20 protein-coding genes are annotated in these 24,599 nt (G+C 67.8%); 13 read left to right on the top strand and 7 right to left on the bottom strand.

The features are described 5' to 3' along the window. The first annotated feature begins 11 nt into the window (after positions 1-11). The 4 genes from IB258_RS12245 to IB258_RS12230 all read left to right on the top strand — a co-directional run bounded on the left by IB258_RS12245 (position 12) and on the right by IB258_RS12230 (position 4,002). Positions 12-1,166 carry an acyl-CoA dehydrogenase family protein gene (locus IB258_RS12245; protein WP_192352629.1) on the top strand — a complete coding sequence of 385 codons (1,155 nt, stop codon included), beginning with the start codon at positions 12-14 and terminating at the stop codon, positions 1,164-1,166. Between the two features lie 49 nt (positions 1,167-1,215). Beyond that, complete coding sequence (locus IB258_RS12240; protein WP_054450848.1) at positions 1,216-1,953, top strand: IclR family transcriptional regulator; 738 nt, start codon at positions 1,216-1,218, stop codon at positions 1,951-1,953. Between the two features lie 31 nt (positions 1,954-1,984). Then, on the top strand, positions 1,985-3,115 hold the full coding sequence (locus IB258_RS12235; RefSeq protein WP_192352628.1) for a CaiB/BaiF CoA-transferase family protein: 1,131 nt from the start codon (positions 1,985-1,987) through the stop codon (positions 3,113-3,115). Between the two features lie 62 nt (positions 3,116-3,177). Then, positions 3,178-4,002, top strand: a complete 825-nt coding sequence (locus tag IB258_RS12230; protein WP_054450846.1) for an enoyl-CoA hydratase/isomerase family protein — start codon at positions 3,178-3,180, stop codon at positions 4,000-4,002. Here IB258_RS12230 and IB258_RS12225 read toward each other — a convergent pair. Next, a complete protein-coding gene (locus tag IB258_RS12225) occupies positions 3,999-4,895 on the bottom strand; it encodes a LysR family transcriptional regulator (RefSeq protein WP_054450843.1) in 897 nt (298 codons plus the stop codon). The two genes, IB258_RS12230 and IB258_RS12225, sit on opposite strands and share 4 nt — an antisense overlap. Positions 4,896-5,011: 116 nt before the next feature. Here IB258_RS12225 and IB258_RS12220 point away from each other — a divergent pair, with 116 nt between their 5' ends. The 8 genes from IB258_RS12220 to IB258_RS12185 all read left to right on the top strand — a co-directional run bounded on the left by IB258_RS12220 (position 5,012) and on the right by IB258_RS12185 (position 16,850). Continuing rightward, positions 5,012-6,625, top strand: coding sequence for an FAD-dependent monooxygenase (locus IB258_RS12220; RefSeq protein ID WP_233564575.1), 1,614 nt, complete (start codon positions 5,012-5,014; stop codon positions 6,623-6,625). An 89-nt stretch (positions 6,626-6,714) separates the two neighbouring features. After that, the gene (locus IB258_RS12215) at positions 6,715-8,040 is read left to right on the top strand and encodes an MFS transporter (RefSeq protein WP_192329990.1); all 1,326 of its coding nucleotides are present in this window, start codon (positions 6,715-6,717) and stop codon (positions 8,038-8,040) included. 30 nt (positions 8,041-8,070) lie between these two features. Next, positions 8,071-8,775, top strand: coding sequence for an SDR family NAD(P)-dependent oxidoreductase (locus tag IB258_RS12210; RefSeq protein WP_192352627.1), 705 nt, complete (start codon positions 8,071-8,073; stop codon positions 8,773-8,775). 146 nt (positions 8,776-8,921) lie between these two features. Further along, positions 8,922-10,076, top strand: coding sequence for a non-hydrolyzing UDP-N-acetylglucosamine 2-epimerase (gene wecB, locus IB258_RS12205; protein WP_119450919.1), 1,155 nt, complete (start codon positions 8,922-8,924; stop codon positions 10,074-10,076). A 31-nt stretch (positions 10,077-10,107) separates the two neighbouring features. Further along, positions 10,108-12,321: a cellulose biosynthesis cyclic di-GMP-binding regulatory protein BcsB gene (locus tag IB258_RS12200; protein ID WP_192352626.1), complete on the top strand. Its 2,214-nt coding sequence runs from the start codon at positions 10,108-10,110 to the stop codon at positions 12,319-12,321. Between the two features lie 12 nt (positions 12,322-12,333). Then, positions 12,334-14,037 (top strand): glycosyl transferase family protein, encoded by a 1,704-nt coding sequence (locus IB258_RS12195; protein ID WP_054450835.1) that lies wholly within the window; start codon positions 12,334-12,336, stop codon positions 14,035-14,037. Further along, positions 14,034-16,364, top strand: coding sequence for a hypothetical protein (locus IB258_RS12190; protein ID WP_175181955.1), 2,331 nt, complete (start codon positions 14,034-14,036; stop codon positions 16,362-16,364). The genes IB258_RS12195 and IB258_RS12190 overlap by 4 nt, the downstream gene beginning before the upstream one ends. Positions 16,365-16,499: 135 nt before the next feature. Next, positions 16,500-16,850, top strand: coding sequence for a hypothetical protein (locus IB258_RS12185; protein ID WP_225590357.1), 351 nt, complete (start codon positions 16,500-16,502; stop codon positions 16,848-16,850). Between the two features lie 30 nt (positions 16,851-16,880). Here the strand turns inward: IB258_RS12185 and IB258_RS12180 are convergent, their stop codons facing one another. The 4 genes from IB258_RS12180 to IB258_RS12165 form a co-directional block, all read right to left on the bottom strand. Continuing rightward, positions 16,881-17,861: a DUF4434 domain-containing protein gene (locus IB258_RS12180; RefSeq protein ID WP_192352625.1), complete on the bottom strand. Its 981-nt coding sequence runs from the start codon at positions 17,859-17,861 to the stop codon at positions 16,881-16,883. Between the two features lie 20 nt (positions 17,862-17,881). Beyond that, a complete protein-coding gene (locus IB258_RS12175; RefSeq protein ID WP_225589308.1) occupies positions 17,882-18,328 on the bottom strand; it encodes a YidB family protein in 447 nt (148 codons plus the stop codon). Between the two features lie 81 nt (positions 18,329-18,409). Next, complete coding sequence (locus IB258_RS12170; RefSeq protein ID WP_119450923.1) at positions 18,410-19,654, bottom strand: lytic murein transglycosylase; 1,245 nt, start codon at positions 19,652-19,654, stop codon at positions 18,410-18,412. Positions 19,655-19,663: 9 nt separating this feature from the next. Next, a complete protein-coding gene (locus IB258_RS12165; protein ID WP_192352624.1) occupies positions 19,664-20,485 on the bottom strand; it encodes a ferritin-like domain-containing protein in 822 nt (273 codons plus the stop codon). A 99-nt stretch (positions 20,486-20,584) separates the two neighbouring features. On the opposite strand from IB258_RS12165, the gene IB258_RS12160 reads away from it, so the two are divergent. After that, positions 20,585-21,721 (top strand): GNAT family N-acetyltransferase, encoded by a 1,137-nt coding sequence (locus IB258_RS12160; protein ID WP_192352623.1) that lies wholly within the window; start codon positions 20,585-20,587, stop codon positions 21,719-21,721. 3 nt (positions 21,722-21,724) lie between these two features. Here the strand turns inward: IB258_RS12160 and IB258_RS12155 are convergent, their stop codons facing one another. Both IB258_RS12155 and IB258_RS12150 read right to left on the bottom strand, forming a co-directional pair. After that, on the bottom strand, positions 21,725-22,195 hold the full coding sequence (locus IB258_RS12155) for a DUF1854 domain-containing protein (RefSeq protein ID WP_192352622.1): 471 nt from the start codon (positions 22,193-22,195) through the stop codon (positions 21,725-21,727). A gap of 21 nt (positions 22,196-22,216) precedes the next feature. Further along, positions 22,217-24,502, bottom strand: coding sequence for an ABC transporter ATP-binding protein (locus IB258_RS12150; protein WP_192352621.1), 2,286 nt, complete (start codon positions 24,500-24,502; stop codon positions 22,217-22,219). Positions 24,503-24,599: the final 97 nt, after the last annotated feature.

Genomic DNA, 24,599 nt, shown 5'->3' with positions numbered 1-24,599 from the left:
CTAGGACTCGCATGGACTTCTCACTGGACTCCACCCAGATCGAATTGCGCGACTCGCTGCGCCGCTACCTGACGGCCGAAGTCGCGCCCATCGTCAACCGCTACGAGGCCGAAGCCCGCGTGGTGCCGCAGGACATGGTCCGCGCCATGCGCGACTTCGGCCTGTTGGGCGGCATGCTGCAGGAAAAGGACGGCGGCTACGGCCTGCCGATGACGACCTACGGCATGCTGATAGCCGAGCTCGCGCGCGTCTGGCCGTCGCTGCGCAGCATCGTCAGCACCAGCAATCTCGCCGCCTCGGTGCTGAGCGACGGCGGCTCGCCCCACCTCAAGGAAAAGTACCTGCCGCGCGTCCTGTCGGGCGACGCGATCGCCAGCTTCGCGCTGAGCGAACCCAACATTGGTTCGGACGCGGCCCATGTCGAAACGCGCGCGGTGCAGACCGAAACCGGCTGGCGGGTCAACGGCCGCAAGCTCTACATCAGCCTGGGCACGGTCTGCGAGCTGGGCGTGGTGTTCGTGCAGACCCAGCGGGATGGCGGCGAACGCGGCGTGTCCTGCCTGCTGTTCGAGCGCGCCATGCAAGGCTTCTCGTCCAGCCCCATCGACAAGATGGGCATGCTGAGCTGCCCGTTGGGCGAGCTGCTGTTCGAAGACGTGGAGATCCCCGCGGCCAACCTGATCGGCGCCGAGGGCAAGGGCTTCGCGCTGGCCAAGAAGTACCTCAACATCGGCCGCTGCGTGGTGGCGTTTTCCGCGTTGGGCATCGCCGAGGCCGCCTATGAGGCGGCGGTAAAATACGCCGGCGACCGGGTCCAGTTCGGCCGGCCCATAGGCGGCTTCCAGCTGGTGCAGCATATGATCGCCGACATGATGACGCTGGTCGAAACCTCGCGCCTGCTGTGCTGGCGCGCCGCCGACGCGCTGGACCGCAACGCCGCCGACAGCCAGATGCTATGTTCGATGGCCAAGCGCCATGCCACCGACGCCGTGCTGCGCGTGGCGGAACTGTCCATGCAGGTGCATGGCGGCGCGGGCTACACCACGCTGTTCCCCGTCGAGCGTCATTACCGCGACGCCCGCCACCTGAGCATTGCCGAAGGCACCAACCAGATCCAGGCCCTGCTCATGGCGCAGAGCGTATTAGGCATTTCCGCGTTGAAATGACCGGCTACGCAAACGCCCGGGCCGGTTCCACTATCCACTCCGACATCCTATGCCGCAAATCCTCCCTACCGCACAGCGCGTGCTGCAAGTCTTCGAAGTCTATGCGCGGGAACGCCGTCCCCTGACGAATTCGGAAATGGCGCGCTTTCTCGACCTGGCCGACAGCAGTTGCTCGGACCTGCTCTACACGCTGCGCCAGGCAGGCTACCTGTTGCGCACGCCCAAGTCGCGCTACTTCCACCCGACGGGCAGGCTGCTCGACGTGGCCCAGGGCATTTCGGCGGCCGATCCGCTGCAAGCCTTCGCGTCCGAAGCGCTGGAGATCCTGACGCGCCAGTCCGGCGAATCCTCGATGTGCGGCCTGCTGGACGGCAACAAGGTGAAGATCTACGCCAGCCAGGAAAGCCCGCGCGCCTTGCGCTACGTGGTGCAGCCCGGCACCACCTTCGACCTGCAGGTCGCGGCGCTGGGCAAGGCGCTGCTGGGTGAAATGGACGCCGCAGAACGCAACGCCGTGATCGATGCGCTGCCGTTCGAACACGTCACGGCCAGCAGCATCACCGACCCCGGGACCCTGCGCACGCAGATCGAATCCCAGCTGGAAAAGAAGTACTTCCACACCCGCGACGAAGGCAATGAAGGCGTCTCGGCCATCGGCATCGCCGGGCGTGTCGGCGGACAGTTGACTGCCCTGTCCATCGTCGGCCCGACCCATCGCATGGACGCCAACATGGAGAAGTACACCCAGGTCATCCTGGACGCGCGCGCCGAATTCTTCGAAGCCTGAGAACCCGACACATCATGGAGTGACGATAGACATGGCTGGTCCCCTGAACGGATTGACGGTGGTGGAAATGGCCGGCATCGGGCCCGGCCCGTTCTGCGCCATGATGTTGGCGGACATGGGCGCGGACGTGATCCGCATCGACCGGCTTACGCCCGGCTTCCTGGGCGGCGGCGGCACCATCATCGACCGGGGCCGGCGCACGATCGCGCTGGATCTCAAGAAGCCCGGCGCGACCGACATCGTGCTGCGGCTGCTGGACCGGGCGGACGCCTTGCTGGAAGGCTTCCGGCCGGGCGTGATGGAAAGGCTGGGCCTGGGGCCGGACGAATGCCTGGCGCGCAATCCGCGGCTGGTGTACGGACGCATGACGGGCTGGGGCCAGGACGGACCGCTGGCGCAGGCGGCCGGCCATGACCTGAACTACATCGCCATCACCGGCGCGCTGCACGCCATGGGACATGCCGACCGGCCGCCGACGCCGCCGCTGCATCTGGTCGGCGACATGGGCGGCGGCGCCATGATGCTGGCCTTCGGCGTGCTTTGCGGCCTGCTCGAGGCCGGCCGCACGGGCCGGGGCCAGGTGGTGGACGCAGCCATCTGCGACGGCGCGTCCCTGCTGGCGAGCGCCTACCACGGCAAACTGCAAGACGGAGGCTGGATCAACCAGCGCCAGTCCAACATGCTGGACGGCGGCGCCCATTTCTACGGCTGCTATGCCTGCGCGGACGGCAAGTACGTTTCCATCGGCGCGATCGAACCGCAGTTCTACCGCCTGCTGCTGGAGCGTTGCGGCATCGACGACCCGGACTTCCAGCAGCAATGGGAACGCGCGCAATGGCCGCAGCTGCGCGCCAAGCTGGCCGGCATCATCGCGGGCCGCACCCGCGAGCAATGGTGCGCGCTGCTCGAAGGCACGGATGCCTGCTTCGCGCCGGTGCTGGACTTCGAGGAAGCGCCGCGGCACCCCCACCATGTGGCGCGCAACAGTTTCATCGAAACCGGCGGCATCGTGCACCCCGCCCCCGCGCCGCGGCTTTCGCGCACGCCCGGGCAGGCTCGCGCAGTGCCCGCGCCCGGTGCGCACACAGAAGAATTGCTGGCGGAACTGGGCCTGGCGCCAGCCGAGATCCAGGCCCTGCGCGAACGCGGCGCCATCGCCTGAGCGCCCGCGGCAGCTTGCGGCCGGATCCGCATGGCGCGGCCCGGCCATCATGGAAGGCAGACATGGAGACCGATCCGATGCAAGTCATCTCTAGCGAGTTCAAGACCCTGCTCTATGCCGTGGAAGGCGGCGTCGCCACCATCACGCTGAACCGCCCCGCCCAGCGCAACGCGCTGGACATGGTCATGCGCGAAGAGCTGGCCCATCTGGTGGGCGAGATCCGGCGCGACCGCGGCGTGCGCGTCGTGATCCTGGCCGGCGCGGGCGGCGCCTTCTGCTCGGGCGGCGACATCTCCACCATGGGCTCCGGCGGCTCCGCCGAAGAGGCGCGCGAACGCATGGCCAGCCTGCTCCTGACGATAGAAGGCCTGATCACGCTGGACCGGCCGGTGATCGCGGCGGTCGACGGCCCGGCCTATGGCGCCGGGCTGGGCCTGGCCCTGACCGCCGACCTGATCCTGGCCTCGCCGCGGGCGCGCTTCTGCCTGTCCTTCCTGCGGCTGGGGGCCATCCCCGATTGCGCCACCATGTACACGCTGCCGCGCATGGTGGGCCTGCAACGCGCCAAGGAACTGGCCTTCTCCACCCGCGAATTCGAGGCGCAGGAAGCCCGCGACATGGGCATCGTGTTCGAGATCCAGCCGCAGGAGGCGATCCACGAGCGCGCGCGGCAGATCGCGCTGTCCATGGCAGAACTGCCCATGGCGGCGCTGGCGATCACCAAGCGCGGCTTCAACGCTTCGCTCAACAGCGACCTGAACGCGATGCTGGACCTGGAAGCCGCGGGCCAGGGCGTGGCCCGCTCCACCGACTACCACCGCGAGGCGGCCGGCCGCTTTCTCGACAAGGTGGCGCAACGCTTCCAGTGGCCGGCGGCCGGCCTCTAGCCCGAGGTCCGCGCGCTTGCCCGCCGCGCCAGCGTGCAGTAGTACTCGGCCGCCGGCGTCAGCGGCAGGCCGGCGCGCTGCACGATACATACCGGCGGCGCGGGCAGCGGTTCCTTGACGCGGATTTCCTGGAACACGCCTTGCAGCAGCGGATACTGCAGCCATTGCACCGGCAGCATCATCAGCAGGTCGGAATTGGTCAGGGCCGTGATGAAGGTCAGCGCGGACTGGGCCTTCAAGGCCAGGTGCGGCGGCGGCAGGCCATGCTTCTCGAACAGCGGACCCAGCTCTTCTTCGGCCTTGTGCGTGATGGAGGTGGTGATCCATTGCGCCCCGGCCAGGTCGCGCAGGGAACGGGCGCGCGCCAGCGGATGGCCCTTGCGGCCGATGATCACGCGCGTGTTGTCGAAGAGCTTTTCCACCTGTAGTTCGCCAGGCGTGCGCGCGGGCACCGGCCCGATGTAGAAGTCCACGGTGCCATCCAGCAGGGACGCCTCCACCAGCGGGTAGACCCCGTCGATGATCTCCAGATGAGTATCCGGGTAGCGCGCCCGGAACTCGCGCAACACTTCGGCGAACAGTCCCAGATGCGGCGCGGTCGACATGCACAGCGTGACGCGTCCGCGGGACGCGCCGTTCAACTGGCCGATCTCGTCGCGCGCACGCTGCAGCTCATGGCGGATGGCGTTGGCCCGCCTGAGGAACACGGCGCCCATGGGGGTCAGGCGCACGCCCTTGGCATGCCGTTCGAACAGCACGCACCCCAGCTCTTTCTCGAGTTCGCGGATGCTGCGCGAGATGGCCGGCTGAGGCGCGTCCAGATGGCGGGCCGCGGCCCTGACGCCGCCGCGTTCGGCCACGGCCAGGAAATCCCGCAGGGTGTTGAGCTTCATGGAAGTGAATCAAATTTGATATCGGCAAGCCAATTCTGCCATCTTTCGGCATCATGGACATAGGCCTAGGATGCTTCCAAAGCCTGCAGATGAGCAGGCAACCGAGGAGACCGAAGGTGGAGAAGCGAGCCTCGCCCCGCGTGCTGATCGTGGGCGCCGGACCGGCCGGACTGAGTCTGGCGATCGAACTGGGGCACAGAAGGATTCCGTGCCTGCTCATCGAGCGCAACGACCGCGTGGGATACGCGCCGCGCGCCAAGACGACCAATGTGCGCACGCGCGAACACCTGCGCCGCTGGGGCATCGCCGACCGATTGCGCGCGGCGTCGCCGCTGGGCGCGTACTACCCCTCCAACGTCGTGTTCTGCACCCGCCTGGCCGGCGTCGAACTCGGGCGGCACGAGAACGCCATGTACTGCGCCCCCGGCCGCAATCCGCTGTACTCGGAACACGCGCAGTGGATACCCCAGTACACCGTGGAAGAGGTCTTGCGTTCGCATGCCTCCTCGCTACCCGACGTGGAGATACGGTTCCGCTCCGAGCTGCTGGACCTGACGCAGGATGCCGGCGGAGTGCACGCGCGCTTGCGCGATCTGGCGCAAGGCCGGGACATCGAACTGGAAGTGGATTACCTGGTGGGCGCCGACGGCGCCCGCAGCCTGGTGCGGGACCTGATCGGCACGCGCATGGAAGGCAGCTACGGGCTGTCCCGCAACTACAACATCGTGTTCCGCGCCCCCGGACTGGCCCAGGCCCATCGGCACGGCCCCGCCATCATGTACTGGCAGATCAACGGCGACGCGCCCAGCCTGATCGGTCCGATGGACAGCGGCGACACCTGGTTCTTCATGCCCACTCACGTGGACCCGCAGCAACGCGCCAGCGACATCGACGCGCGCGCCATGATCGCCCGCGCCACCGGCATCGACCTGCCATACGAGGTGCTCAGCAGCGACGAGTGGACCGCCAGCAAGCTGCTGGGCGACCGCTACCGCCAAGGGCGCGTCTTCCTGGTGGGCGATGCCTGCCATCTGCATCCGCCCTTCGGCGGCTATGGCATGAACATGGGGGTGGCCGACAGCGTGGACCTGGGCTGGAAGCTGGCCGCGGCGCTGCAAGGCTGGGGCGGCCCCGCCCTCATCGACAGCTATGAACGGGAACGCCGGCCCGTGCACCAATGGGTGCTCGACGAAGCCGAACACAACCATTCGATCCTCGGCAATCATTTGCTGGCGGACCATCTTGAAGACGCTGGCGCCGCAGGCGAGCGGGCGCGCCAGGAAGCCGGCGCGCGCATCCGCGCGGCGAAGATGCGCGAGTTCTCCACCCTGGGCGTGGTGCTGGGCTACCAGTACGCGGACTCTCCCGTCATCGTGCCCGACGGCAGCCCCGAGCCGGCCCGGGACTTCATCAACTACACGCCCTCGTCCCGTCCCGGCGCCCTGGCGCCGCATGCCTGGCTGCATGACGGCAGCTCGCTGTACGACCATTTCGGCCCGGGTTTTACCCTGCTGGCCTTGCCCACGGCAGCCGCCCGCGACGTCGATGCCGCCGTATCCGCAGCGCAGGCTGCGGGCGTGCCCTTGACGCTGATCCGTCCGGACGAAGGCGGCGTGGCCAACCTCTACCCCGCCCCGCTCACCCTGATCCGGCCCGATCAGCACGTCGCCTGGCGCGGCGCCGCCTGGCCGGATACCGACCTGTACGCCCGGGTGACAGGGCGCAACTGAAACCACAGCCGGCGCTGCGCTGCCCCGCGCCGCCGCCATCCCAGCCTAGAGAGAGATCCGCCACCAAGGCGGACGACAGGAGACCTACCATGATCCGCAATGAAGATCTGGCGCATGCCGAACAGGCTGTCGCCGGCTTTCGCAACCGCGTCCTGCCCTTGCTGTTCGCAGGATATCTGCTCAACTTCCTGGACCGCACCAACATCAGCTATGCGCAGTTGCAGATGGGCGCGGACCTGGGCATCTCCCTGGCGGCCTACGGGTTCGGCGCGGGCCTCTTTTTCATCGGCTATGCCAGCGTATGCGTGCCCGCCAACCTGGCGCTGCAACGCTTCGGCGTCAGGCGCTGGCTGGCCTGCATGTTCCTGGCCTGGGGCCTGGTCTCCTGCCTGATGGCCGCGCTGCACGGTGAAAAATCGTTCTACGCGCTGCGCTTCCTGCTGGGCGTGACGGAAGGCGGTTTCATTCCCGCCGTCAACTTCTACATCGCATCCTGGATTCCGCCGCGCTACCGCAGCCGCATCAATTCGATCTTCATCATGGCGCTGCCGCTGGCCATGATCTTCGGCGGGCCACTGGCGGGCGCGCTGCTGAAGATCGACGCCGGCATGCCGGGCTGGCGCTGGCTGTTCCTCATCGAAGGCCTGCCCACCATGCTGCTGGGCTTGCTGATCCTGCGCTACCTGCCCGGCACGCCGCAGGAGGCCCGCTGGCTCAGCGACGGCCAGCGCCAGGGCTTGCGCGCCGTCATGGAACACGAGGCTCCGGCCCGCACGGCCTTCCCCTCCGCTTCCTGGACGCACGGATTCGCCGTCTTCCGCCAGCCCATGCTGTGGGGCCTGCTGTTGATCTTGCTGGCCGCGTATGCCGCGACCTTTGCCCTGGCGTACTTTCTTCCGACCATACTCAAGCAGCTGTACGGCATCACGCCGCTGGAAATCGGCGCGCTGCTGATGATTCCCAACGTCGTGGCGCTGGTGTTCAGCTACGTGGTCGGACGCAGCAGCGAACGCACCGGCGACATCCGCTGGCACCTGGCGGTCGTCTGCCTGGCGGGCGCGGGCGGCTTCCTGATGCTGCACGGCGCGGCGATGGTGTCCCTGGCGGCATTCCTGGCCGTGGTGTCCATCATCACCGGCTACACCATCGCGTACTACGGTCCGCTCAATGCCGCGGTGCAGAACTACATCGGCGCGAGCGCCGGCCCCTTGGCGCTGGTTACGACCATCGGCTCGCTGGGTGGCTTCTTCGGCCCGACCCTGACCGGCGCGGTCATGCAGGCCAGCGGCGGCGAATGGGAACTCGCGGCCCAGGTGTTCGCCCTGGCGACGCTGGCGAGCGCGGGCCTGGCGATCCTGTGCGTGCGCAACCGGCGCGCGGCGCCGGCCGCGCAAGCAGCGGCCTCCGGCACCTGAAATCGACACAACCTACATAGCGAGCCAGACATGAGCACGAACACTCAAGCAAGGACCGCCGTCATCACCGGCGGCGCAAGCGGGATCGGCCAGGAATGCGCGCGGCAACTGCGCGCCGAAGGCTGGCAGGTCGTGGTGTGGGACCGGAGCGCCGCGGATGACGCCGTGACCGTCGACGTTTCGGACTACGCCAGCGTAGCCCGCGCGGCGGCACAGCTGGACGGCGTAGACCTGCTGATCAACGCCGCCGGCATCGCCGGCAGCCGTGCCCCGGTCGCGGAGAAGGACCCCGCGGAATGGGCCCAGGTCCTGGCGGTGAACCTCAACGGCACCTTCCATTGCGCGCATGCCCTGTATCCGGCGCTGCGCGCCCGCGGCGGCGTCATCGTCAACATCGCGTCGGTGGCCGGCATGGTCATGATGAAGGGCCGCGCCCACTACGCCGTATCGAAGGCCGGCGTGGCGACGCTGACGCGGTCGCTGGCCAATGAATGGGCCGAGGACGGCATCCGGGTCATCGCGGTGGCGCCGGGCTACGTCAAGACGCCCTTGATCCAGCATTCCATCGACGCGGGCGAACTGGACGAAGCGCGGCTTGCGGCCATGCATCCGATGAACCGCCTGGCGACTACCCAGGAAATCGCGGCGTCGATCATCGCGTTGACCAGGCCGCCGTTCCTGTTCATGACGGGTTCGGTCGTCACCATCGACGGCGGCATGACGCTGGGTAAATAGTTCGGGGTATCGCGCGAAAGCAACAGTTTGTCCCCAAATTTTCCGGCAATCCCCTTTTATTGAAATAAACCGTCACATATTACGATTACTTTCAATCCATAATCTACGCAAGAAAATGCCACCGGCGTAGGGGGCCCGCTCTTGCGATGAAAGTCCTTTCCATATTCGGGACCCGTCCCGAAGCGATCAAGATGGCGCCCCTGGTGTCCGCGCTGCAAGGCGAACCCCGGATCCAGAGCGTCGTCTGCGTGACGGGCCAGCATCGCGAGATGCTGGATCAGGTGATGGCCCTGTTCGACCTGCGGGCGCAGCACGACCTGGACATCATGGTGCCCAACCAGACGCTCAACGGCCTGTACGCGCGGCTGATCAGCCGGGTGGACAGCGTGCTGGAGGCGGAGCAGCCCGATTGCGTGCTGGTCCACGGCGACACCAGCACCGCATCGGCCTGCGCGCTGGCGTCTTTCCACCGCCGCGCGCGCATCGGCCACGTCGAAGCCGGCCTGCGCACCGGCGATCTGGCCAAGCCCTTCCCCGAGGAAATGAACCGCCGCGTGGTCGACGCGGTGGGCGACTGGCTGTTCGCGCCGACTGCGCAATCGCGCGCCAACCTGTTGCGCGAAAACCTCTCGGGCCGCATCACGGTCACAGGCAATACCGTGATCGACGCGCTGGCCATGACCTGCGCCAAGCTCGCGCCCGAAGGTGCGCTGGCGCAGCAATTGGCGGCACGCTACGGCTGGCTGGATCCGCAGCGACGCCTGCTGCTGGTGACCGGACACCGGCGCGAAAGCTTCGGCGAGGGCTTCCGGAACATCTGCGCCGCCCTGGCCGAACTGGCGCGGCGCGAAGACCTGCAGATCGTCTACCCCGTACACCTGAATCCGCAGGTGCGCAACGTGGTGATGGCTCAACTGGACGGCCTGTCGCGGGTGCATCTGATCGCCCCGCTGGATTACCTGGACTTCGTCTGGTTCATGCAGCGCGCCTACCTGATCCTGACCGACTCGGGCGGGGTGCAGGAAGAAGCGCCTTACCTCGGCAAGCCGGTATTGGTGATGCGCGACGTCACCGAACGCCCGGAAGCCGTGCAGGCCGGCACCGTGACGCTGGTCGGCACCGATACGCAGCGCATCCTGGCCGAAGTGAACCGCTTGCTCGACAACCCGGAACTGCACGCTTCGTTCTCGCGCCGCATCAATCCCTATGGCGACGGCCTCGCCAGCCAGCGCATCGTCGATGCGCTTTGCGGCCGCGCCGTATCCGAGTTTGCGCCCCAAGCACCGGCCGCGGCCCGTTAGCCGCCCCATGCCCCTCACCACCGGAGCCCTCATGCCCCATGCCCCGCATTCCCCCGCCGCCCGCACCCTCTGCCGCGCGCTGATCGCCGCCGGGTTGCTGCTCCCCTTGGGAGCGATGGCCAGTCCCGCGGGCGACGCCTTGCGGCGCTTGCTGGGCGACGACTGGGTCACGCGCGACACCAGCCTGGAAGACCTGGGCATCCGCGAACCGGTGGTGCTGAGCAACAGCGATGCGCGCCAGGAGTTCTACCTGCCGGTACCCCGCGGCGTGCCGATAGCCGACGCCGCGCTCGATTTCGACGCGCGCTACATCAAGGGCGAACCGGGCCGCGCCAGCATGGTGTTGTGGGTGGACGGCGTGCCGCAGACGGCGCAGCGCATCGCCGACGGCGAGGGGTCGGCCACGCGCAAGCTGAACGTGGAGCAACGCGTGCGCGACACCGGCTTCGTGCGCCTGGCGGTGGACTGGCAATCGGAGATCGCGCAGCGCCAGTGCGAAAGCAACCGCGCCACCGCCAACGCCTTGATAGTGTCGCCGCGCACGCGCCTGAGCTACCGCTACGACGCCTCGGCCATCGGCAGCCTGGACGAAGCCTGGAGCACCCTGCCCGGCAAGCCCGTGCTGATGGTGGCGGGCGCCAAGCTCGACCAGCAGGCTTTCGACAGCGCCTGGCGCATGGGCGTGGCGATGGAGCGCAGCGGCAAGCGGGTCGCAGTCCGCGCCTTCCCGGCGGTGGGCGACGAGATCGACACCCGCGGCCTGCAGGCCCCGAACGGACTGGGGCAAGTGCAGGCGTTCGCAGCCCTGGCGGGCAAGGACAAGCACAAGCTGGCCAACGCCGCGGAGATCGGCGCGCTGCTGGTCATGGGCGCCCCCGCCGTCAGCGGCGACGTGGTGATCGCCGACGCCGCGCTGCGCGCCCGCTACAACGAGGCGCTGGACGCCTTGCAGGCGCAATTGGCGCAGGACGGCGACGCCGCCGAGGCCTTCCAGGCCTGGCGCCAACGGCGCATGCCCCTGGCCGGCCAGGACCTGCCCTCCAAGGAGATCCGCCTGGCGCCGCTGGGCCGGCAGGCGGTCATCGCCGTGGCCGCCGACGCCGGCGCGCAAGGCGCGGGCGCCTTCGACACGGCTTGGCGCCGCATCCTGGTCACGCGCCAGGCGCAGGTCAAGACGGCGGAGCCGCCGCAGGCTTCGGGCGAAGATGGCATGCGCCTGACCGCGTTGGGCGGATCGTCCGCCAGCTTCGACGTGGTCGCGCGCGGCGACTGGAACGCCACGTTCGCGCTGGCCGCGGTGTCGGCGGACGGCAGCATGCCGGACGAACTGGTCATGGACCTGGCCGCCGCGCCGGGTGCGTCCGCCACCCGGCCGGTCGCCTCGGTGTTCTGGAATGGCATCCTGCTGGCCGCCAAGCAGATGGACGCCGACGGCCATCCCGAACGCCTGACGGCGCGCGTGCCCGGCTACGCCCTGGGCCTTACCAACGCGGTGCGCGTCACGTTCCAGCGCCAGCCGGTATCGGTGGATTGCAATGAAATCCCGCAAGGCTACCCCGTCAACGTGCTGCCCACCAGCTATGTGAAGCCGGGCCGCGCGCAGCCGGACGGCACCTTCGTGGGGCTGCTGCCGCTGTTGGCCGGCAGCCCCCAGTTGCTGATCCCCGACGGCTATCTGGCCGACGCGCCGGCCAGCCTGCAACGCGTCATCGGCATCGCCACGGCCAGCGGCCTGTCCGCCACGCGCGCGGCGCTGTCGCTCACGCCGGCGGGCCAGGCGGCCAAGCCCGGCGGCCCCTTCGTGGCGATGGAAGTCGCGGTCGACGGCGCCAAGCCCATGGTCAAGGTCACGGACCGCAAGCAGCTGACGGTGGACGGCAAGAGCGCGCCCTGGCTCGACGTTTCCGGCCTGGACAACCTGAGCACGGCCGAAGTGGTGCACGCCGGCGGCCAGGACGGCCTGCTGTGGCACACGCTGGGCCAGCGCCCGGTCATGCCGCAGGCGCCCTTCGTGCTGAACCGCGGCAACATCGCCATCATCGGCGCGGCAGGGCCGCTGGCCTGGATCGACAGCGCCAATCCCGCGGCGGGCCAGCCGCCGGGGGCGGGCGCAAGCGCCTTCTTCGAATGGCGCAACTACCTGTCGTGGAGCGTCCCGGCGCTGAGCGTGGGCCTGCTGGTCCTGCTCCTGATCCTGATCGCCGCATTGCGCGTCACCCGCAGGAAGAACAAGGACAGCAAGTAACCCGGAGGCGCCATGTCCTCGCTTTACTGGCCCTACCTCATCGCCGACTACTACCGCGGCCTGGAGATCGTGACGGCGGTAGTCGGCGTCATCATCCTGCTGTCCAGCCTGGACGACCTGTTCATCGACGGCTGGTTCTGGCTGCGCGAACTGCGCCGCGGGCTGACGGTCAAGCGCCAGTATGCGCCGCTGACCGCCGAGCAGTTGCGCGCCAAGCGGGAACAGCCGCTGGCGATCATGGTGCCGGCCTGGCTGGAGTACGACGTGATCGCGCCCATGCTGGAGAACATGGTGTCGACGCTGGAATACAAGAACTACATGATCTTCGCGGGCACGTACCAGAACGACGAGCGCACCATCAAGGAAGTGGAACGCATGCGGCGGCGCTACCGCCAACTGATACGGGTGGAAGTGCCGCACGACGGGCCGACCTGCAAGGCCGACTGCCTGAACTGGATCGTGCAGGCCATCTTCGCGCAGAACGCCATGCAGCCCGAGCCCTTCGCCGGCGTGATCCTGCACGACAGCGAAGACGTGCTGCACCCGCTGGAACTCAAGTACTACAACTATCTGCTGCCGCGCATCGATTTCATCCAGTTGCCAGTCACGTCGCTGGAACGGGAGTGGCACGAGCTGGTCGCCGGCACCTACATGGACGAGTTCGCCGAATGGCACACCAAGGACCTGGTGGTGCGGGAAAGCCTGTCCAAGATGGTGCCGTCCGCCGGCGTCGGCACCTGCTTCTCGCGCCACGCGCTGGAGGTGCTGGCGGCAGAGACCAACAACCAGCCCTTCAATACCGACACGCTGACCGAGGACTACGACATCGGCGCGCGCCTGGCCCAGCGCGGCATGCGCCAGATCTTCGGCAAATTCGAGGTCGAGTACGTGACGCGCCGCCGCTCATGGTTCGGCCTGGGGCGGGAGAAGATCTCCGCCATCAGGATGCCGCTGGGCGTGCGCGAATACTTCCCCAACACCTTCCGCACCGCCTACCGGCAAAAGGCGCGCTGGACGCTGGGCATCGGCCTGCAAGGCTGGCAGCAGGTGGGGTGGACCGGCTCGCTGGCCACCAAGTATCTGCTGTTCCGCGACCGCAAGGGACTGTTCACGTCGTTCATCGCGATACTGGCCTATCTGCTGCTGGCCAACTTCTTTCTCTTCTATCTGGCCGACCGCTTTGGCTGGTGGAAGGTTTATTACCCTTCCTACTTCCGCCCCGGCGGCTGGCTGGTGACGCTGATGTGGCTGAACGCGGGAGCCTTGCTGCTGCGCGTGGTGCAGCGCGCGTACTTCGTCGGCCGCATGTACGGCTGGGAGCACGCCCTGCTGTCCATGCCGCGCATGATCGTCGGCAACTTCATCAACGCCATGGCGGCGGCGCGGGCCTGGCGCCTGTTCATCGGCCACCTGATCACCGGAAAGCGGCTGGCCTGGGACAAGACCATGCATGACTTCCCCTCCACCGACCAGTTGGCGCAGCAGCGCCAGCGCCTGGGCGACCTGCTGCTGTCCTGGCAAGCCATCGATCATCAGATGCTGGAGCAGGCGCTGGAGATCCAGGCGCGCGAGAAGCGGCCGCTGGGCGAAATCCTGATGGAGCGGGGCTGGCTCGACGAAAAGACGCTGCACGAAGCGCTGTCATTCCAGCAAGGCGCCCCGACGCAAACCGAACACCCCGCGGACCCGCTATCGCACAGGCCCACTCCTCCATGACCGTCCTTTCCCGTACGCTGGCTTTCAGCGCCCTGCTGTGCGTGGCCGCAGTCCCTGTAGCGGCCGCGCAACCTGCCGCCGCAGCCGAACGTCCGCTGGAAGGCGACGCCTACCAACTGGCCGACCAGGCCTACAAGCAGTACGACGCCGGCCATTACGAAACCGCCCAGATCATGGCGGAGAACGCCATCCGCCTGCGGCCCGACGTGGCTCGCCTGCGCCTGTTGCTGGTCTATGCCTTGGAAAAGCAAGGCAAACGGCAGGAGGCCGCCCGTGCGGCCGACGCGGCGATCGCCGACGGCCTGGGCACCCCGGAACTGCGGCAGGCCAAAGCCAACCTGCAGCGCCCGCCTGCCGTGGCCGCCACGCCCACACAGCCCGCGGCGCAAACGCCTGCGCAAGCTTCCGGGCAGACGCCCGTGCAGACGCCCGCCCCTGTCCGCAAGCCCGCGCCGCAAACCCCGTACCAGCGCGCCTATCCCGTGGCGGCGCGCGCCTATGCGGACTATGGACGCCAGGATTACGCCGCGTCCGCCGCAGGCGCCGAACGCGCCTTCCGCGCCGTGCCCAGGCAAGGCGAATGGGCCTTGCTGTGGGTGGAATCGCTGGGCGCGCAACAGCGCTACGAAGCCGCCAGCCAGGCCGTCGACACGGCGCTGGCGCTGGGCGCGCCCAACAAGGCGGCGCTGCAGGCGAGGCAGCAGGCCTATCAGAAGCAGATCGCCGCAAGCCAGGCGCCCGCGGCGCCGGCTCCGGGTAGCGAGGCCGCCACGGGCGCCTATGCCGCCTACGACAAGGGCGCCTACCAGGAAGCCATCACGCTGGCCCGCCAGGCCGTGGCGCAAGCGCCGGACAATGAGAGCTATGCCCAGCTGCTGACGACCGCGCTGGCCGCGGGCAACAAGGCGCAAGCCGCCGAGGCGGAAGCCCGGCTGAGCGACGCCATCGCCCGCCAGCCGGACTCGGCCCAGCTGCTTGCGCAGCGCGGCTATGCGCGCCAGCGCCTGGGCCAGCCCGCGGGTGCGGCGTCCGACTTCGCGGCCGCGCGCGCCACCGGCCAGGCGCCGCCGCGCCTGATCCTGGACCAGGCCTATGCGCAGTCGGCAATGGGCGACAACCGCGCCGCCACCGACTCGCTCAAGCAAGCCATCGACATGGACGATGCCGGCCAGTTGGGCCTCACGCCGCTGGAGCGCTACAACACGCGCAGCGGCGTCGCCGCCCTGTCGCGCGAATGGGGCGGCTCGTTCTCCGCATCCTATCGCGGCGCACGGCCGGCCAGCTCCAGCCTGGGCGGGGCCGCCATCAACACCCCTGGCGACGTGATCTTCAGCACTGCGGAAATCTTCTGGCGTCCGCCGCAACTGAACAACCGCTGGGGCATGCTCGAGGCGTACGCGCGCAGCTCCAACACGCTGTACGACAGCGGCAGCACCTACGAGTCGCGCAGGAATGTCGACCCTTGCACCGGGGAAAGCACCCCGGACGAACGCTCTAACGAAGAACGCTTCCGCAACAACAGCACCTCATCCGGCATCCCCAGCACGATCGGCGCGCTGGGCCTGCGTTATCTGCTGGCCGATACCGGCATAACTTTCGGGATCGAACGCCGCTTCTTTCTGGGATCCGCCACCCGCCAGGGCTATGCCTACCCCGAATCCAGCGCGGTGCAGTGCGCGGCGCAGCAGGCCTTCCACAACGCCTATCCCAATCTGCAGGACCAGAGCGCCGTGGCGCGCTACAAACTCAACGGCAATGCCGGGGGCTGGATGTCCTACGTCACCTACGGCTATTACCAAGGCCGCGAATTGCGCGTGGACGTACCCAGCTGGCTGACGATCGAAGGCTATGCGCAGGCCGGCTACGCCTGGGACGACAACAGCGCCCGCTATACCGCCTATTCGGTGGACTCCAAGGGCCAGCGTCAGCAGGATCTGGGCAGTTCCTCGGGCCGCCTCAAGCGCGACCAGGCCTTCCTGTCCGGCGAACTGCGCGTGGGCCGCAGCTTCCGCGCCACCAGCATCAGCGACAAGCTGGTGCTGTTTCCGTACGCGGTGGTCGGCGCGGACTGGCTGTGGCAGAAGAGCGTGGCCAAGCTGGACGACCTGCCCGGCTACGGCAGCCAGTCGGTGGTCCTGTCCGACCACGGCACTTCTTGGTCGCTGGGCGTGGGGCCGGGCTTCAACGTGCGCTACTGGTTCCGCGAAGACCACTACAACGCGCCGCGCTCTTACCTGGACTTCGGCGTCCAGTACCGTACCAGCCTGGGCGGGGGCGAGAGCGACCGCGCCAAGGGTTGGTTCATGAACATGACGCTGTCGTACTGAGCCGCTGATACACACGATTACATCGGTTCATAAGCCTATAACAATGAATCGGGCATAGTGCTCCGCGCCACGCAGGCTGAGCGATCGCCAGGCGTGCAAACCTCATCCCTCACCGCGTTGGAGATTGAATTGCCGATGTTCAAACAAGCCCGTATCGCCCTGGCCGCCGCCGCCCTGACCCTGGCCAGCGGCGCCGCCCTTGCCCAGCAGACCATGCAGGGCCAGATGCCCAACCTGGCGGCCGTGAGTGGCGAGATGCATGCCGCCGCCGAGTACTGCGGCGCCTACACGGCAGCGCAGCTCGAGCAGATGAAGCAACAACAGAAGACTGCGACCAGCGCCCAGGGCATGTCGGCGGCGGACTTCGACGCCGCTTTTTCGAAGTCCTACAGCCAAGCCAAGGTGCAACTGGGCACGTTGAGCGCGGCCGACAAGGAAAAGACCTGCGCGCAGCTCAAGGCCATGGCCGCGGCGCAACCGCGCTAGCCATTCCGCGTCAGACCGCTGATCGGCCGCCTAGAGCGGCCATTCCCGCTTCAGGCGCTCGGCCTCGGGCGTAGGCCCGACCAGCCAGGGATCAGCCGCAAAGGCGACCACGCGTTGCGCGCGGTAGCGCCGCGCGATGCGCAACTGCCGGCGCACGCGCGCCGAGTCGGCGGAGCGGGCATTGAAGGTGGTGCCGTCCTGGCGTTCGGACGGCAGTTCCTCGAATAGTTCGACGATCAGGTCGAACGGCGCACGACGCGCCAGCAGCATGCGATGCAAGGGCTCCAACGCCTCATACGCCGCCATGCCGGACACGCCCACTCCGTCCTGGAGCATGGGCCTCAGCCTGACCACATCCAACAATCCGTTCCACAGGTCGGCCAGGCTCAGCGCTCCCGGCAATTTGCTGTGATACGTGGAGATGGCGGGCACGCGTCCCGTCTGTTGCGCGAGCGGATCGGACAGCTCGCGCAGCCATTGCGCCAGCCGCGCCTGGCGGCCGGGCGCGGCCCAGCTGTGCTGCTCGATCTCGTAAGGGATGTACCAGCCGCGGAAAGCGGCAAGCCCGGTTGCGTTCGACGCTTGCGCATAAGCCAGCGCCAGCGCCTGCGCGGCCTGCAGGAATGCGGCCAGCGCGGCGTCATCCGGATTGCCCAACTGTCGCCACCAGCGCTCGTCGTAGGGCAGGCCCAACTGCAGCCCCATGCCCAGGCGCTCGGCCTCGTCGAAGATCAGCGCCAGCGTGGACGCGGGCAGTTGCCAGGGCTGCGCCCCGCCGCTGGCGCCCACCCACTGAATGATGATCTCGCGGAATCCCAACGCGTGCATGGCGGCGATGCGTTCGCGCCACGCCTGCGGGCTCAATTCCAGGTGGCTGGGCCAAAGCTGCCAGAAGGTGCTTTGCACCGACCAGGCCGGCGCGCAGGCGGGCAGGCTGGCGGCCAGCGCCGCCACGCCCAGGCCCTGCAACAGGCGTCGCCGGCCGGTGGAAGCAGGCGCAGACGCCTGCATGGGCTGCCTGGCGATAGGATTTACCCGGCGCGGTTGCCGAAGATGCCCGACAGGGACGCCAGCAGGTCGGCAGGGTTGAATTGCTGTTCGCCCTGGACCTCGCCGTTGGGCGTGGCCTTGTCCACCAGTTGCGGCAGCAGCGAGGACAGCGAACCCAGCACGGAGTCCGTGTCCTGACCGGTCTTGGCGGCCAGTTCGTTGACGACGCCGGGATCCAGCACGGAACCGAGCTGATCGGCGCTGACCGGCATGTTCTGGCCGGTGCCCACCCACGAGGCCACGATCTCGCTCAAGCCGCCCTTCTGGAAGCTGGCGATCAGGCCGGTCAGGCCGCCCGGGTACTTGTTCAGTTGCTCGATCAACGCGGGCAGCAGCGAAGCCGAGCCCCCTTGCTGACCGCCGCCGGCCATCGAGGCCAAGGTATCCAATAGGCTCATCATCGTGCTCCTGAAAAAACGGAGATCCAGTATAGGCCCATGCCTGCCGCCCCGCCTGTCATCCGATGGATGACACCCGGCATCTTTACAAAGCTTGTCGATTGCATCCCGTCAGTCGACGGCCTTTCCCGCCTGCAAGGCCTGCAGCGACTTCAGGCCGGCGCGGCCGTCCGGCCGCAGGCCCAGTTCGCGCTGCACCGTCTGCAAGGCCTGCCGGGTGCGGGCGCCAATCATGCCATCGGGTTCGCCGATCTCATAGCCGCGGGCAATCAACAGCCGTTGCAATTCCCGCCGCTGCGCCCGCGACAGGCCTGGATCGTCGGTTGGCCAGGCTTGCACCAGCGGGCCGCCGCCGCGCAGCCTGTCGGACAGGTGGGCGATGGCCAGCGCGTAGCTTTCGGCTGCGTTGTAGGAATACAGGGCATCGAAATTGCGCGTGACCAGGAAGGCAGGACCTTTGCTGCCCGCCGGCAGCAGCAGCCCCGCCGGCGTGTCGCCCGCGGGCAGCGGCTGGCCGTCGGCGCGCGTCACGCCGCGCCCCGCCCAGTACGACATCGCGCGCTTGTTCTTGCGGCCCGCGCCTGAAGTGTCCAGACCCGCCGGCAAGCGGACTTCATAGCCCCATTGCAGCGCGCTGTTCCAACCCGCGCGCTTGAGGAAATTGGCTGTCGATGCCAGCGCGTCCGGCACGCTGTCGACCAGGTCGCGGCGGCCGTCGCCGTCGAAGTCCACCGCCAGCCGCAAGTACGTCGAGGGCATGAACTGGGTCTGGCCGAAAGCGCCCGCCCAGGAGCCCGTCAGGCGTTCGGGCGCGATGTGCTCGTCCTGGATGATCTTCAGCGTGGCAAAGAATTCGCCGCGGAAATATGCCTGACGCCGGCCGAAGCAGGACAGCGTGGACAGCGACGTCAGCAGGGGCCGGCCGCCCAGAGTGCGGCCGTAGTTGCTTTCCACGCCCCACACCGCGGCGATGGTGGCTGCGTCCACACCGTAGCGCGACGCGGCGCGGTCCAAGTCGGACTGCCAGCGCGCCATGCCGGCCCGGCCGTCGGCCACGCGCTCGTCGTCGACCAGGGCCGCCATGTAGTCCCAGATAGGCGTCTTGAATTCCGGCTGGGCGTCCAGCAGATCCAGCACTGTCATGTCCGGTGCAAGCCCGGCGGTCTGGGTGTCGAACGTGGCGCCGGACACGCCGGCCTTGAGCGCCGCGCCGCGCAATTGCGCGAGGCAGGCCGCGAACGCGTCGGCGGCCGACGCCGCGGGCGCCAGCGAAATGAGGGCGCCGCCGGCCAGGGCGCAGGCCAGCGCGCGCAGCGGGCGGGCCCGCAGCGTCTTGAAGAAGTTATGGTTGTTCATGTCGTCCAGTCAGCCGGCCTGCAGCGCGGCAAGCTCGGCGTCGTCGAAGCCGGCGGCGCGGCGCGCCTCCAGGTTGAAGGGACCGCGCAGCCGGGGCGCGTCATAGCGCTGCGCCAGTTCGGCATAACAGGACACGGGATCCTTGCCCGCCTGCGCGCACAGCTGCTTGTACCAATAATTACCGATGGCCACGTGGCCGATCTCGTCGGCCAGGATGATGTCGACGATGGCAGCGCTTTCCGCATCGCCCGCTCCCGCCAGCTTGGCACGGATCGCGGGGGAAGCATCCAGGCCGCGCGCCTCCAGCGTGCGCGGCACCAGCGCCAGGCGGGCCAGCAGATCGTCTTGCGTGCGCTGCGCCATGTCCCACAGCCCGTTGTGGGCGGGGAAGTCGCCATAGGCGTAGCCCATGGCGGCCAGACGCTGCCTGAGCAGATCGAAGTGATAGGCCTCTTCGCGCGCCACGCGCAGCCAGTCGCGGTAGAAGGCTGCCGGCATGCCAGCAAAGCGCCACATGATATCCAGAGCCAGGTTGATGGCATTGAATTCGATGTGCGCCAGCGCGTGCAGCAGCGCCGCGCGCCCTTCCTCGGTGGCCATGGAACGCTGCTTGACCTGGGCGGGGACCACCAGCTCAGGCCGCGCCGGGCGGCCCGGCAGTTCCGCCGTGGGCGTGTAGGCCTGCTCGCAGTCCAGCACCGTCTCATCCGACATGGCGCGCACTGCCGCCAGCTTGTCCTGCCAGGCCGTGGCGGCCAGGGCCGCCAGCGCCTGCCCACGCAGGCAATCCTGGCGATGCCCGGCCGCGTCGGGCGTCGTGTTGCTATCCATATGCTTCTCTGTGCCGGGCGGCCTCGCGCCCGCCCGAAATCCCTTGAAAGCGCCGTGGCCGCAGGCCTCGCGCATACACGGAGACTTTATCATTCACCCATGGATTCCCTGCGCCTGACCATAGAGACCGACCTGTCCCGCATCGACGCCCAGCAATGGGACGCGCTGGCGGGCGACCAGCCCTTTCTGCGCCATGCATTCCTGCGCGCGCTGCACGAGACCGGCTGCGCCGCGCCCCAGACCGGATGGGCGCCGCATTACCTGGCGCTGTGGCGCGACGATGCGCTGGCGGCTGCTGCGCCGCTCTACCTGAAATCCCATTCGCGCGGCGAGTACGTATTCGACTACGCCTGGGCCGACGCCTTCCAGCGCCACGGGCTGCGCTACTACCCCAAGCTGCTGTCGGCCATTCCCTTCACGCCGGTCACCGGCCCCAGGTTGCTGGCCGGCAACGATGAGGATCGCGCCACGCTGGTGCGCGGGCTGGTCGCCTTCGCCGAAGAGACCAAGGTGTCTTCGCTGCACCTGCTGTTCCCCGCCGAGGCCGACATGCGCGCGCTGCGCGAGGCCGGCTTCATGATCCGCGAAAGCGTGCAGTTCCACTGGACCAATCCGGGCTACGCGGACTTCGACGCCTTTCTGGCCACGATGAGCCACGACAAGCGCAAGAAGATCCGCCAGGACCGCAAGAAGGTCGCGGCCGCCGGGCTGTCGTACCGCTGGCTGCGCGGGGCCGAGATCGGCGCGGTCGAGCTGGACTTCTTCTACGAATGCTATTGCCGCACCTACTTCAGCCATGGCAATCCACCCTACCTGAGCCACGAATTCTTCCGCCGCGCGTATCGCGAACAGGCCGGTGCCTTCGTGCTGATCCTGGCAGAGCGCGACGGCCAGCCGGTGGCGGCCGCGCTCAACCTGGCGGGCGGCGACGCGCTGTATGGGCGCTACTGGGGCGCGACCGAATACGTGCCGGGGCTGCACTTCGAGACCTGCTACATGCAGTCCATCGCCTATTGCATTGCCCACGGCATCGCGCGCTTCGAGGGCGGCGCGCAAGGCGAACACAAGATGGCGCGCGGGCTGTTGCCCACGCCCACCTGGTCGGCGCACTGGGTCGCGCACCCCGGTTTCGCGGACGCGATCCAGAACTTCCTGGACGAGGAAACCGCCGCGGTGACGGACTATCTCGGAGAGCTGGAAACGCACTCCCCGTTCAAGCGGCCGCGGGAAGGCTGAGGGTTAGAGGAAGCGGTCCAGCAGCTTGCGGCTGTGCTTGTCCAGCGACTGGATGTCGCGCACCAGATAGAAGATGCCGTGGCTGTCGGCGATCAACAGGGTCTGCGGACTCAGGCGGCGGATGTCCTCTTCGCCGCGCAGCGTGAACGAGGTGGGGCCGCGGTCGGTATCGACCTGCCAGGTGCTGGGGGTGGCGAAAGTGGAGACGCTGGCCAGCTTGCGGATCTCGGGCATGAATTCCCGGCTTGCCAGTTCTTCCTCGATCAACTCGCGCTGCGGAGCCAGCACATCGGACAGGTGCTCGATCCAGAGCAGTTCGCGCCCGTCCACTGTCACGAGCGACAGGCCGCGGCCCGGTTCGCTGATGGGAAAGGCGCGCACGGGCAGCACGCCCTCGTGGTTCTGGCCATCGGCGGACTGGAACTCCAGGCGCCCGAAGGCATTGCGGCGCAGCTGAAAAGACGGCAAGGTCATGACGATAATTCCGGTTCCGCGTCAGGCCACGGCGGCCATGTCTTCGCTGCCCGACGCCTGCGCGTCGGCCTCGGCCTGGCGCGCCTGCGCCTGGTACAGGCGGTAGTAGGCGCCCTCGCGGGCCATCAGTTCTTCGTGCGGGCCCTGCTCCACGATCTGGCCGCGGTCCAGCACCACCAGGCGGTCCGCCTTGCGCAGCGTGCTCAGACGGTGGGCGATGGCGATCGTGGTGCGGCCACGCACCAGGTTGTCCAGCGCCTTCTGGATTTCCTTTTCGGTGGTGGTGTCCACCGACGAGGTGGCTTCGTCCAGAATCAGGATGCGCGGATCGATCAGCAGCGCGCGCGCGATCGAGATGCGCTGGCGTTCGCCGCCGGACAAGGCCTGGCCACGTTCGCCGACCAGCGAGTCGTAGCCGTGCGGCAGCCGCAGGATGAATTCATGCGCATGCGCGGCGCGCGCCGCAGCCACGATTTCGTCACGGGTGGCGTCCGGCTTGCCGTAGGCAATGTTCTCGGCGATGGTGCCGAAGAACAGGAACGGCTCCTGCAGCACCAACCCGATGTTGCGGCGGTAGTCCGCCACGCGCACCGAACGGATATCGGCGCCGTCCACCAGCACCGCCCCTTCGGATACGTCGTAGAAGCGGCAGATCAGGTTGATCAGCGTGCTCTTGCCCGAGCCGCTGTGGCCCACCAGGCCGATCATCTCGCCCGGCGCGATGTTCAGGTTCAAGCCGCGGATGACCTGGCGGTTGCCGTAGCGGAAGCCCACGTCGCGCAACTCGATGCGGCCGTTGATGTGCGGCAGCTTGGCGGGATTCTGCGGTTCCGGCACGCTGGAGACATGGTCCAGGATGTCGAAGATGCGCTTGGCGCCAGCCGCCGCTTTCTGCGTGACCGAGACGATGCGGCTCATCGAATCCAGACGCATGTAGAAGCGCCCGATATAGGCCAGGAAGGCGGCCAGCACGCCAACGGTGATCTGCTTCTGCGACACCTGCCAGATGCCGAAGATCCACACCACCAGCAGGCCCACTTCGGTCAGCAGCGTGACGGTGGGCGAGAACAGCGACCAGGTGGTGTTCACGCGGTCGTTGACTTCCAGGTTGCGGTTGTTGGCTTCACGAAAGCGCGCGACTTCGCGCTTTTCCTGCGCGAAAGCCTTGACCACGCGGATGCCCGGAATGGTGTCGGCCAGGACGTTCGTGATCTCTGACCAGATGCGATCGACCTTTTCGAAGCCATGGCGCAGGCGGTCGCGCACCGCGTGGATCATCCAGATGATGAACGGCAGCGGCACCAGCGTGACCAGCGCCAGCCACGGGTTGATGGACACCAGGATGACCGCGGTCATGCAGATCATCAGGATGTCGTTGGCGAAGTCCAGCAAGTGCAGCGACAGGAACACGCAGATGCGGTCGGTTTCGCTGCCGATGCGGGAAATCAGATCCCCGGTGCGCTTGCCGCCGAAATACTCCAGCGACAACTGCTGCAGGTGCTCATAGGTGGTGGTGCGCAGGTCCGCGCCGATGCGCTCGCTGACCCAGGCCAGGATATAGGTCCGGGCCCAGCCCAGCCCCCAGGCCAGGAAAGCCGAGGCCAGCAGCCCGCCCAGATAGAGGCGGACCTTGTCGTAATCGATGGGCGCGCCGTTCTGGAACGGAATCAGCACGTCGTCCATCAGCGGCATGGTCAGGTACGGCGGCACCAGGGTGGCGGCGGTGCCCAGCAGGGTCAGCACGAAACCCGCCAGCAGCGGCCCGCGGTAAGGGCGGGCGAAACGCCACAGGCGCAGCAGCGCCCAAGTGGTGGATGGCGCTGCCTGTTCCTGGTTGCAGGTCGGGCATTCTTCCTCGCCCGCCGGGATGACGTTATTACAGACGGTGCAGGTGCGCTCCGCCAGATCCTCGCCCTGATGGCCGGACAAACGGATGGCCTGCTGCGTTTCGAACTGCGCCAGCAGCCGCAACGCGGCCGGATTGCGCGCCAGCGTGAAGCGCCACGCGCCCAGGCGGGAGCCGTCGTCGTGCAATTCCAGCAGCGCGGCGCCAGCGTGGTCGGTGAGGCTCAGTTTTAATTGGGGGCCATATGCCCAGGATTCCCAGCGCGGTTCGTCGGGATGGCGCGCCAACAGCCGGCGGTCGGTGGCGGCGATAAGCCCCGGACGGAACTTCAGGCGCTGATCCAGGTCTATTTCAACCCAGGCCAACAAGGTTTCGCCGTCCGCCAGTTCGGCGCTGATTTCATCGCGCCAGCGGGCAGGAAAGGCTTCGGCAAGGCCGGAAAGCAGGTTTGGTTTTTTCATTGGTACGCATGCCGGGCCAGGACTCTGCCCTACTAGGCGGCAACCGGTTCGCAACCAGGACTGGCGGCAAACGTGTCCCTTCCTTACAACATAACGA

It is taken from the genome of Achromobacter sp. ACM02 (genome assembly GCF_014851605.1).
In the GTDB taxonomy this organism is placed as follows: domain Bacteria; phylum Pseudomonadota; class Gammaproteobacteria; order Burkholderiales; family Burkholderiaceae_B; genus Achromobacter; species Achromobacter aegrifaciens.
The sequence above is the reverse complement of the archived record's forward strand: the minus strand, read 5'-3'. Positions and strand labels throughout refer to the sequence as shown.